At 31.9% G+C, this 11,837-nt stretch carries 12 protein-coding genes; 9 read left to right on the top strand and 3 right to left on the bottom strand.

What is annotated here, in order from left to right:
* Window positions 1-21: 21 nt before the first annotated feature.
* Window positions 22-999 (bottom strand): pyruvate dehydrogenase complex E1 component subunit beta, encoded by a 978-nt coding sequence (locus tag SD960_RS09030; protein ID WP_042566137.1) that lies wholly within the window; start codon window positions 997-999, stop codon window positions 22-24.
* 440 nt (window positions 1,000-1,439) lie between these two features.
* Between SD960_RS09030 and SD960_RS09025 the strand changes: the two genes are divergently transcribed.
* The 4 genes from SD960_RS09025 (at window position 1,440) to SD960_RS09010 (ending at window position 5,017) form a co-directional block, all read left to right on the top strand.
* Window positions 1,440-2,186, top strand: a complete 747-nt coding sequence (locus SD960_RS09025) for an electron transfer flavoprotein subunit beta/FixA family protein (RefSeq protein ID WP_318802359.1) — start codon at window positions 1,440-1,442, stop codon at window positions 2,184-2,186.
* Between the two features lie 137 nt (window positions 2,187-2,323).
* Window positions 2,324-3,292: an electron transfer flavoprotein subunit alpha/FixB family protein gene (locus SD960_RS09020; protein ID WP_318802358.1), complete on the top strand. Its 969-nt coding sequence runs from the start codon at window positions 2,324-2,326 to the stop codon at window positions 3,290-3,292.
* A gap of 164 nt (window positions 3,293-3,456) precedes the next feature.
* Complete coding sequence (locus SD960_RS09015) at window positions 3,457-4,080, top strand: bifunctional nuclease family protein (RefSeq protein ID WP_059114911.1); 624 nt, start codon at window positions 3,457-3,459, stop codon at window positions 4,078-4,080.
* 85 nt (window positions 4,081-4,165) lie between these two features.
* On the top strand, window positions 4,166-5,017 hold the full coding sequence (locus SD960_RS09010; protein ID WP_318802357.1) for a thymidylate synthase: 852 nt from the start codon (window positions 4,166-4,168) through the stop codon (window positions 5,015-5,017).
* Between the two features lie 36 nt (window positions 5,018-5,053).
* Here the strand turns inward: SD960_RS09010 and SD960_RS09005 are convergent, their stop codons facing one another.
* Entirely contained in the window at window positions 5,054-5,350 is a 297-nt protein-coding gene (locus SD960_RS09005; RefSeq protein ID WP_042566124.1) for an isoamylase early set domain-containing protein, read from the bottom strand.
* 239 nt (window positions 5,351-5,589) lie between these two features.
* On the opposite strand from SD960_RS09005, the gene SD960_RS09000 reads away from it, so the two are divergent.
* From SD960_RS09000 to SD960_RS08985, 4 genes are all read left to right on the top strand, one after another.
* On the top strand, window positions 5,590-5,934 hold the full coding sequence (locus SD960_RS09000; protein WP_318802356.1) for a 2TM domain-containing protein: 345 nt from the start codon (window positions 5,590-5,592) through the stop codon (window positions 5,932-5,934).
* An 8-nt stretch (window positions 5,935-5,942) separates the two neighbouring features.
* Complete coding sequence (locus SD960_RS08995) at window positions 5,943-6,425, top strand: dihydrofolate reductase (protein ID WP_318802355.1); 483 nt, start codon at window positions 5,943-5,945, stop codon at window positions 6,423-6,425.
* A gap of 589 nt (window positions 6,426-7,014) precedes the next feature.
* Window positions 7,015-7,746, top strand: a complete 732-nt coding sequence (ubiE, locus tag SD960_RS08990) for a bifunctional demethylmenaquinone methyltransferase/2-methoxy-6-polyprenyl-1,4-benzoquinol methylase UbiE (protein ID WP_318802354.1) — start codon at window positions 7,015-7,017, stop codon at window positions 7,744-7,746.
* A 1-nt stretch (window position 7,747) separates the two neighbouring features.
* On the top strand, window positions 7,748-8,461 hold the full coding sequence (locus tag SD960_RS08985) for a porin family protein (protein WP_073394883.1): 714 nt from the start codon (window positions 7,748-7,750) through the stop codon (window positions 8,459-8,461).
* Between the two features lie 9 nt (window positions 8,462-8,470).
* Here the strand turns inward: SD960_RS08985 and SD960_RS08980 are convergent, their stop codons facing one another.
* Window positions 8,471-9,199 (bottom strand): RNA methyltransferase, encoded by a 729-nt coding sequence (locus SD960_RS08980; RefSeq protein ID WP_318802353.1) that lies wholly within the window; start codon window positions 9,197-9,199, stop codon window positions 8,471-8,473.
* 37 nt (window positions 9,200-9,236) lie between these two features.
* Between SD960_RS08980 and SD960_RS08975 the strand changes: the two genes are divergently transcribed.
* Entirely contained in the window at window positions 9,237-11,792 is a 2,556-nt protein-coding gene (locus SD960_RS08975; protein WP_318802352.1) for a BamA/TamA family outer membrane protein, read from the top strand.
* The last annotated feature ends 45 nt before the right edge of the window (window positions 11,793-11,837 follow it).

Below are 11,837 nucleotides of genomic sequence, written 5' to 3'. Positions count from 1 at the left end.
TGTGAGTATTTTAAATTTGTATTATTTGTATAATACTTTTTTAACTGCTTTTACTACATCACCAGCATTTGGCAACCAGTCTTTTAATAATACTGGAGAATAAGGTGCAGGAGTATCTGCAGTTGTAATACGTTGAATTGGCGCATCAAGGAAGTCAAAAGCTTGTTCTTGAACGATGTATGTGATTTCAGATGAAATACTTGCAAATGGCCAGGCTTCTTCTAAAATTACTAAACGATTTGTCTTTTTAACAGATTTAAGAATTGCATCTTTATCCATTGGACGAACTGTTCTTAAGTCGATAATTTCGCATGAAATACCTTCTTTAGCTAATTCATCAGCAGCGATAAAAGCTTCTTTAATGATTTTTCCGAAAGAAACGATAGTTACATCTTTTCCTTCACGTTTAATATCAGCAACTCCTAATGGAATTGTGTATTCTCCGTCTGGCACTTCACCTTTATCACCATACATTTGCTCAGATTCCATAAAAATTACAGGATCATTATCACGAATTGCAGATTTTAAAAGTCCTTTTGCATCATAAGGAGTTGATGGTACAACTACTTTTAAACCTGGAGTATTTGCAAACCAGTTTTCTAAAGCCTGAGAGTGTGTTGCTCCTAATTGACCTGCAGAAGCAGTTGGCCCGCGGAAAACGATAGGCACATTGAATTGTCCCCCTGTCATTTGACGCATTTTAGCAGCGTTATTTATAATTTGATCAATACCTACTAAACAGAAGTTGAAAGTCATATATTCAACAATAGGACGACAACCGTTCATAGCTGATCCTACTGCAATTCCTGTAAAACCAAGCTCAGCAATTGGAGTATCGATTACTCTTTTTTCGCCAAACTCAGCAAGCATTCCTTTTGAAGCTTTGTATGCTCCGTTATATTCTGCAACTTCTTCGCCCATTAAATATATGGATTCATCGTGACGCATTTCTTCGCTCATCGCTTCACAAATGGCCTCTCTAAATTGTATTGTTCTCATATTTATATTGTATGTTGAATTTTCTGAAGAGCAAAAATAAATATTTTAAATAACTTAAAAGCATAAATTGAATTTAAAATCACTCGAAGTTCTTTCTATATTTAGGTTTTAACTTTTTAAACTTTATTGTGATATTTACGAAATCGATATAATAGCCCATTTATACCTTTAAATCATTTTAAAAAGAAATTCAGATTTATTTCTTTAAACATAGAAAATTATCAAAATTACGCTTCAAAAACAAGTGATTAAAAATATAAACTAACAATCTCAACCTTCTCCATAAAGAAAAATGCTTTTTTTTATTAAAGAAAAGCTTAAAAAATTCGGAATCTCCGAAATCGTAATAGTTTTTAAAAATATTATGCGTGCATAGTATAATTATTCCAAATTAAATTCTAAATTTGTAAAAGCATATTATAAATTCAAAATATATACTTATGAAAATATTAGTTTGCATCAGCCATGTGCCTGATACTACTTCAAAAATTAACTTCTCCAATGGTGACTCAGAATTTGATACCAATGGTGTACAATATGTAATTAATCCTAATGACGAGTTTGGTCTAACGCGTGCTATTTGGTTTCAGGAACAACAAGGCGCTAACGTTACTGTAGTGAATGTTGGAGGCCCTGATACTGAACCAACTTTGCGTAAAGCTCTGGCAATTGGTGCAAACGAAGCTATCCGTGTAAACGCAAATCCAACTGATGGTTTTTTTGTTGCAAAACAACTGGCAGAAGTAATTAAAAATGGAGGTTATGATCTTGTAATTGCAGGAAAAGAATCTTTAGATTACAATGGCGGAATGGTTCCGGGAATGATTGCAGGAATTTTAGGTTCAAACTTTTTAAACTCTTGTACTTCTTTAACTGTTGATGGAAATAATGTAAAAGCAGTTCGTGAAATCGATGGTGGTAAAGAAACTGTAAGCACTACTTTACCATTAATTATTGGTGGTCAAAAAGGTCTTGTTGAAGAAAAAGATCTTCGTATTCCGAACATGAGAGGAATCATGACAGCAAGAACTAAAGCTTTAACAATTCTTGAGCCAGTTGACGCTCCTGTAAATACAAAAGCGGTGAAATTTGAAAAACCAGCTCCAAAATCAGCAGTAAAATTAATTTCTCCTGATAATTTAGATGAGTTAGTTAATTTATTACACAACGAGGCTAAAGTTATTTAAGATTGTAGAGTTTAGATTTTAGATTGCTGAATTGCAATATGAAATCTAAAACCAACTTAAACGTAATTTAAAATAATAATCATTTTAGTTTCAGGTTTTAAAAATCTGAAATCTAAAATCTAAAATCTAAAATTATCATGTCAATATTAATATATGCAGAATCTGCAGAAGGAAAATTTAAAAAAGTTGCTTTTGAATTAGCTTCTTACGCCAAAAAAGTAGCAGAAACTTTAGGAACAACCGTTACCGCTTTAACTGTAAACATTAGTGATGTAAGCGAATTATCAAAATACGGAGTTGATAAAGTTCTAAAAGTTACAAACGATAAATTAGCAGGATTTACAGCTAAGGCTTATGCCGATGTTATTAAACAAGCTGCCGAAAAAGAAGGAACAAAAGTTGTTTTACTTTCTTCGACTACAGACAGTATTTATCTTTCATCATTAGTTGCCGTTTCTTTAAATGCAGGTTTCGCTTCAAATGTTGTTGGATTGCCGGTAAGTACTTCTCCTTTTCAAGTAAAAAGAAATGCTTTCTCAAATAAAGCTTTCAACATTACTGAAATTTCTACAGATGTAAAAGTTCTTGGCCTTGCTAAAAACTCTTACGGAATTTTCGAAAGTGCAGGATCTGCAACCGAAGAAGATTTTAACCCAACTATTGGCGACAATGACTTTGGAGTAAAAGTAGAGTCTGTTGAAAAAGTATCTGGAAAAGTATCTATTGCTGATGCTGATATCGTAGTTTCTGGCGGACGTGGATTGAAGGGTCCTGAAAACTGGGGATTAGTTGAAGATCTTGCTGCTGTTTTAGGTGCTGCAACTGCTTGTTCTAAACCAGTTTCTGATTTAGGATGGAGACCTCACAGCGAACACGTTGGGCAAACAGGAAAACCGGTTGCAACAAATTTATATATTGCAATAGGAATTTCGGGAGCTATTCAGCATATTGCGGGTATCAACTCATCAAAAGTAAAAGTTGTAATCAACAGCGATCCGGAAGCACCTTTCTTTAAGGTAGCAGATTATGGTATTGTTGGAGATGCTTTTGAAATTGTTCCTAAGCTAACAGAGAAACTAAAAGCTTTTAAAGCACAGCATTCTTAATTTAAAATTCTCTCTAAAAATATAGCTGCCTAAAAACAAGATAATCGTATCTTTGTTTTAGGTAGCTTTTTTGTTCCATATTTTTTGATTAAAATTGCACCTTTATTTTCCAATCAAAAAAAGTATTAAAATGAGGCATTAAGTGCCCTTTTTTACCCATATATATGAGTCTAGTAAAATTGTCCATAAAAGGAATTTCATACAGTCAAACTCAAAATGGCGCTTATGCCTTAATTTTGAATGAAGTTGACGGTGAAAGAAAATTACCCATTGTAATTGGAGCTTTTGAAGCCCAATCGATCGCTATTGCCTTAGAAAAAGAGATAAAACCTCCTCGCCCGTTAACACATGATTTGTTCAAAAACTTTGCAGAAAGATTTGACATTGTCGTAAAACAAGTAATCATTCATAAACTGGTTGATGGCGTTTTTTATTCAAGCTTAATTTGCGAAAGAGATAAAATAGAAGAAATCATCGATGCCAGAACATCTGATGCCATTGCTTTGGCATTACGCTTCAATGCTCCGATTTTTACTTACAAAAATATCTTAGACAAAGCAGGTATTTATTTAAAATCGAATACTGCAGAAACAGATCAGGGTTCTCAGGAAATAGATGATGTACTTTCGAATCCGGAAACTTTCGGTCATGAGGAAGAAACAAATCAATCCGGTGATGTTTATGCCAAGCATAGTTTACAGGAATTAAATGAACTTTTAGATCAGGCAGTTTCTCAGGAAGATTATGAAAAAGCAGCAAAAATTAGAGACGAAATCTCGAAAAGATAAATTTTAATGGTTAATCGTTTAACCGTTTATTCGTTAAATCGGGTAAACAAACCAACGATTAAACAATTAAACGATTAAACGAACTATGAAGCAATACTTAGATTTAGTAAAACATGTTTTAGAAAACGGTAACCAAAAAGGAGACCGAACAGGAACCGGAACAAAAAGCATTTTCGGTTACCAAATGCGTTTTGATTTAAGTGAAGGTTTCCCAATGGTTACGACCAAAAAATTGCACTTAAAATCTATCATTTACGAACTGCTTTGGTTTTTAAAAGGTGATACTAATATTAAATACCTTCAGGAAAACGGAGTAAAAATCTGGGATGCCTGGGCAGATTCTAATGGAGATTTGGGACCTGTTTATGGTCATCAATGGCGCAATTGGAATAGCGAAGAAATTGATCAGATCTCTGAATTGATTACAGAACTAAAAACAAATCCAAACAGCCGAAGAATGTTGGTTTCTGCATGGAATCCATCTGTTTTACCGGATACAAAAAAATCATTTGAAGACAATGTAGCCAATAACAAAGCCGCTTTACCTCCTTGTCATGCTTTTTTTCAGTTTTATGTAACAAGTCCTGATCTTGAAAAAGGTGAAACAAAAGGAAAATTATCTTGTCAGTTATATCAACGTAGTGCTGATATATTTTTAGGAGTTCCGTTTAATATTGCTTCTTATGCATTATTAACGATGATGATTGCTCAGGTTTGCGATTTAGAATATGGCGAGTTTATTCACACTTTTGGAGACGCGCACATTTACAACAATCACTTTGAACAACTTGAATTACAATTAACACGAGAACCAAAACCATTACCAAAAATGATTTTAAATCCTGCGATTAAAAACATTTTTGATTTTGATTATGATGATTTTACACTTGTTGATTATGAACCGCATGCGGGTATAAAAGGAAGTGTTGCTGTATAAATAAAAAAATCCGCTTAAAATTTTAAGCGGATTTTTTTATACTACCAAAACACTATTTTCACTTCCTGCAAAATCATTCCATTTGTATGAATCTGCTTCAGGATCGTTAACATAACTTCCATCGATTACGTATTTAAACTCGTAAATTGCATCTTTCACTAAGTCATAAGTAGCTTTAAAAGTCCCGTTTTTTAACTTGCTTAAAGTTCCTTCCTCGGCATTCCAATTATTAAAATCTCCAACTACAGCAGCCGAACTTGCATCTTTTGCTTCTACGGAAAATGTAACCTTGCAAACCGGTTTTGTTTTGATAAATTGCTTTTTTAAAGACATAACTATTTAGTTTTTAGATTTATACACCTAAATTACACAAAATCATTCTTACATTATACACGTACTAAAACGATTTGTGACAATAACAAAAAGTGTATGTAATTTTAATCATATCTATAATTTTAATACTATTTTTTTTAGCAATTAGAATTAAACAGTGGTTTTTAACGAAATATTCCATGCTTCAAATTGTTGAATTTCAAAATAAACTTTAACTTTATGACCTCATTTTATATCTTATGGAAAAAGAAGTACACGAACAATACGAATATGCCAGAAGAAGATTAAGACAAAAGAAAGTTCTTTATTTTCATTTTGTTATTTTCTTAATAGGGAGTTTATTTTTATTTATAGCCAATAGATTTTTTGGTTTTGGAGCTAACACAGATCAAAATTGGTGTATCTGGGGTATAACAATATGGCTTTTCATTTTTATTCTACATTTTATAAAAGTGTACATTACAGACAGATTTATGAATAAAAAGTGGGAAAGAGAACAAATTGACAGACTTGTTGCTTTACAGCAAAAAAGAATTAGTCAATTAGAATCAAAAATCAACGAGGATACAGATAACAAAATTTAGCTTATACGATGCTTATAATGATAGCGGCTGTAGCCGAAAATAATGCGCTTGGAAAAAACAATGAACTCGTTTGGCATTTACCAAATGACTTTAAAAGATTCAAGGAACTTACAACCGGTCATCACATTATTATGGGAAGAAAGACTTTTGAAAGTTTTCCAAAGCCATTACCCAACAGAACCCATATTGTTATAACACGTCAGGAGAACTACAACCCTGAAGGCTGCATTGTTGTAAATAGCATTGAAAAAGCAATTGCTATATGTCCTGAAAACGAAGACTCATACATTATTGGCGGAGGAGAAATTTATAATTTAGGTTTGCAATATGCTGATATTATAGAAATCACAAAGGTTCATCATACTTTTGAAGCTGATGCATTTTTTCCTAAAATTAGCGAAAGCGATTGGCTGTTGGTTGAATCTGAAGAAAATTTTAAAGATGAAAAACATCTTTATCATTATACTTACGAAACTTACATTAGAAGATAAAAATAAAAAACATCCCCAAAAAATGAGGATGTCTTTAATAAAAAATGATTTCTAGCTTAGGACTTATTCAAGAAATAGTATTTGATAACATGACGTAAATTTACAATTGTTAAACAATTGAAAACTATTGTTATAAATGAATTGATTTTCTGAGAATAAATCTCAAAAAAAGGGGTCTTTAATACCAAATACCACGAAGGTACTAAAGACAAGAAAATTAAAATTTCCAAAAACAAATTTAATCCTAAGAACGTATTTTGCGCTTTAAAAAACAGCATTATTAAAAATAATACTTTCAAAACTACCTACAAGAACAAATGAAATTACCAGCACAAAAAGTATTCATTTGATTTAAGTCACAACAACTATTAATCATTAAAAATTTTAATATTTTTATAGGACAAAAGTGACAATAAAATCTTATTGCCACAATACCCACTTTCCGTGATTTTTTTACAATACCCATTTTCCGTGATGAGCAAAAGACAATTCTTTGCTCAAAAATCTTTTTCTGAAACATTTGATTTACAAATTAAAAAACCCATAACAGTTAAGTCAGATTGTATTATATTTGCGTAAATAAAAAATAATGACTGAAAAGGTAACCCCATATAAAGACTCTACACTAGGCAAGAAAGAACAAGTTGCCCAAATGTTTGATACTATCTCTGGAAACTATGATAATTTAAACCGCGTAATTTCTTTTGGAATTGATATTAAATGGCGAAAAAAAGTATTAAAAATAGTTTCTGATAAAAAACCAAAAATCATTCTTGACATTGCGACAGGAACCGGTGATCTTGCTATTTTAATGACGCAGACTAATGCTGAAAAAATCATAGGCCTGGATATTTCTGCAGGAATGCTTGAGGTGGGAAAAAAGAAAATAGAAGAAAAAAAACTATCAAATGTTATTGATTTAGTTTTAGGGGATTCAGAAAGCATACCTTTTGAAGATAATTATTTTGATGCGATTACTGTTGGTTTTGGAGTTCGAAACTTTGAGAATTTAGAAAAAGGTTTTGCAGAAATTTTAAGAGTTTTAAAACCAAATGGCGTTTTTGTTATCTTAGAAACTTCGGTACCGGATAAAACACCTTATAAACAAGGATATAAATTCTATACAAAAAACATACTTCCCGTTATAGGAAAGTTATTCTCTAAAGATAATTCAGCATATGGATATTTGTCTGAATCGGCTGCTGTTTTTCCTTATGGAGAAGCGTTAAACAATATTTTGAGAAAAATTGGGTTTATAGATGTTGTGGCTATGCCACAAACGTTTGGAGTTGCAACCATTTATTCTGCTTCTAAAAAATAGTATGAAAAAAACAGTAATCTTACTTTTATTAGTCTTAACGACAAAAGGATATTCTCAATTTGCTAAAAACATGTTTAGCAAAGATCCTATTATTAATCTCGAAAACTGGCAAAAACAACGCCTGTACTTTGGGTATTATTTAGGTTTCAATAGTTTCGACTTTAAAATTGATTACAAAAATGTCGTTCAACAAGACATTCAGGTAAAAAAAACAACTGGTTTTAATGTTGGTGTTGTTGCCGATTTAAGATTGCAGGAATACATTAATCTGCGTTTTGAGCCAGGTTTGTATTACACAAAAAGAGATTTGTATTATCCTGAAATGCCTTTAGAAAAAGATTATTTAAGAGAAGTAAACAGTACTTATATACATTTTCCTTTATTATTAAAATTCTCATCATTACGTACCGGAAACATTCGCCCATATTTAGTTGGAGGAATGTCTACAACATTAAACTTATCAAGTAATTCAAAATCTAAGGATGACAACCATGAAGGGAAATTCAGGGTTAAACCCTGGACTGCCGCTTACGAACTTGGTTTTGGAATAGATATTTTTTCTGAATATTTTATTTTCTCACCTTCTATCAGAGGAATGTTTGGTATAACCGATGAATTAATTCGCGATAATCCTGCAAACGGACCAAGTCCGTGGACAGATAATATTGATTCTATGAAATCAAGAGCGATTTTAATAAATTTCACCTTTCATTAAAACAATTTCTCAACTATTTCGTTTAAATTCACTTAGAATAATTGCTGTTGCAGTAGCTACGTTTAAACTTTCGGTTTTTTGTAGCTCTCCAAATCTTGGAATTGTGAGTCGGCTTGTAACCGTTTTTTCAATCTCTGCCGAAATACCATTGGCCTCATTACCCATAATAATGATTCCGTTTTGTGGTAAATTAGATTGATAAATGTTTCCTCCGTTCATAAAAGTTCCAAAAACCGGTAATTTTGTTTGCGAAATAAAAGTTTTCAAATCGACATAATTTACATTTACTCTGGTAATAGAACCCATCGTAGCCTGAACTACTTTTGGATTGTAGATATCAACAGTTTCTTTTGAACAAACAATTTGTTTGATGCCAAACCAGTCGCAAAGACGCAAAATGGTCCCTAAATTTCCGGGATCACGAATGTCGTCTAAAGCTACAATTAAGCCAGAGTTGGTAATTTTATTTTCGGCAGGAATTTTAAAAACCGCCAAACAAGAATTTGGAGTTGATAAAGCACTTATTTTTTTAAGTTCCTGCTCATTAATAAGCGTGCGTTTTGAAGGTTCAACTATTTCAAAATCATTTTGTGTGGTGTATAAATGTTCTAATTCAAAATTGGATTGCAAGAGTTCTTGAATTACTTTTACCCCTTCGGCAAAAAATAATTGATTTGCAAAACGTTGCTTTTTTTGATGTAAACCTGTTATAAGTTTTATTTGGTTTTTACTAACCATAAAATAATGTACTTTTGAATTAAATATTAAAACACACTTGAAAAAGAATTCCACAAAAATAGTAGCATTTATTCTAATAGCAATATTTATTTCTGCTTGTAATGCCGTAAAAAGAGTTCCGGATGGAAAAAGCCTTCTTGTAAAAAATAATATTCTGGTTAATGGAAAGTCTACAAACGACGAAATAGCATCAAATCAAATGTACCAAAAACCAAATGGTACTTTATTAGGCTACAAATTACGTTTGAATATGTATAATTTGGCCAATTTAAATCCTGATTCTACTTATCAGGCAAAATTTAAAAAAAATCCCGGTCTTTATGAGCGTCAGGCAAAAGTTTTATCTGCAAAGCAAGTAGATCGTCTTGGACAATCATTTTTATATAAAGGAATTCACGAATTTTTAAAAAACACCGGTGAACCTCCTGTTATTATCGACACTGCAAAAACAAAAAAATCCCTGACCCGTTTAAAATACTATTATTTCAACAATGGTTTTTTTAATGTAAAGACAGATTATAATATTGATAGCGTTGGCAGAAAAAAAGCTCAGGTAAATTATAATATTACAACAGGTCCTGGTTATACTTTAGATTCAATTAAAACCAATATTCTTACTCCTGCCCTGGATTCATTATACAGAACGAATGCTGAACCTTCTCTTTTAAAATCAGGAAATCAATTTAAAACTTCTGATTTTGAAGAAGAAAAAAGCCGTATTACCACTTATTTTAGAAATCATGGTGCTTACTTTTTCCAACCCACTTATATCAACTATAATATTGATACAATTGGCAAGCAAAACAAGGCAGATGTAACTTTACTTATTAAAAACAACAACATTCAGGAAAGAGATTCGAGCCGTACTGAACCTTTTAAATTGTACAAAATCAGTGATGTCAATATTTATACTGATTATTCTCCTACGAATGCAAAAGCTAAAATTAACGATAGCACAACATACAATAACTTTAATCTGTACAGTTATAAAACCTTAAAATATAAACCGAGAGCCATTACAGATGCTATTTTCATTAATAAAGGAAGCACCTTTTCGGACACACGTACAACACTTTCTTCCCGATATCTAAACAATTTGAAGATTTTTAATTATCCTTCGATACAATATGAGGTCGACAAACGAGATCCCGCAGGAGAATCTTTAATTGCTAATGTTTATTTAACGCCACGAAAGAAATATAGTTTTGGGGCTACTTTGGATTTTACACATTCTAATATTCAGGATTTTGGAATTGGAGCGAGTATTTCTGAAACGATTCGAAATGTTTTTAACAGAGCTGAAACTTTAGAAATTTCGGCGCGTTTAAATATCGGATCATCAAAAGATATGGCCAATCCAAATGATAATTTCTTTAATGTTTCGGAATATGGAATTGATACAAAACTTAATTTTCCAAGAATCTTAATGCCGTTTGGAACTGAAAAAATTATTCCAAAAAGAATGATTCCTTCAACAAGTATTGCAGCTGGTTTTTCAAAACAAAGAAATATTGGTTTAGACAAAGAAAACTTTACGGGTGGATTATCTTATAACTGGAATCCAAAACGACGTAATACAGTTAAACTTGATTTATTGAATGCCCAGTTTGTACGCAATTTAAATCCGGACAATTATTACAGAGTTTATACTTCTTCTTATAATGAATTAAATGGCATTGCAAATCAATACAATACTGACGCTACAAACATAGACGAAAATGGAAATTTAATTATTAGCCAGGGAACAACAAATTTTACTAATGAAGTTTTAAACAATCAAACAGCATTAACTCCGGCAGATGCACAATATAAAGATGTTGAAAGTATTGAAGAAAGAAGAGTAAGATTGACAGAAAATGATTTTATTCTGGCAACAAGTTATACTTTTACTACAACAACAAAAAAAGATCTTGCCGACAATACTTTTTATCAGTTTAAAACAAAAATAGAATCTGCAGGAACTTTATTATCAGCTGTTTCTAGCATTGCTAGTTTACCTAAAAATACAAACGGCAACTACGAAATTTTTAATTTGGAATACTCAGAATACATTAAAACCGAATTAGATTATATTAAACACTGGGATTTTGGTAAAGAAAAAGTTTTGGCAGTAAGAAGCTTTTTTGGAATCGCAATTCCGTTTGGAAACTCAAACTACATTCCGTTTTCACGAAGTTATTATGCGGGAGGTTCTAATGATAATCGTGCATGGCAGCCTTATTCGTTAGGTCCGGGAAGCACAAACGCTTTGAACGATTTTAATGAGGCCAATATGAAAATTGCAATGAGTGCCGAATTTCGATTCAAAATCTTCGGAGATGTCAAAGGAGCTATCTTTGCAGACGCCGGAAATATCTGGAATGTACTCGATAATGTGACCGATGACAAAGCAAAATTCAACAACTTAAACGATTTAGAAGAAATTGCTTTGGGCTCAGGATTTGGTTTACGTTACGATTTAAGCTTTTTTGTTATTCGTTTAGATTTAGGCTTTAAGACCTATAATCCGGCGCATCCAGAGGGAGATCGTTGGTTTAAAGAATACAATTTTGGGCACTCGGTTTTAAATTTTGGAATAAATTATCCTTTCTAATGCTAATTAATTCTTATTTTTGCAACCTAAAAACTAAAAACAACT

It is taken from the genome of Flavobacterium sp. MMLR14_040, from assembly GCF_033657265.1.
GTDB lineage: Bacteria > Bacteroidota > Bacteroidia > Flavobacteriales > Flavobacteriaceae > Flavobacterium.
The sequence above is the reverse complement of the archived record's forward strand: the minus strand, read 5'-3'. Positions and strand labels throughout refer to the sequence as shown.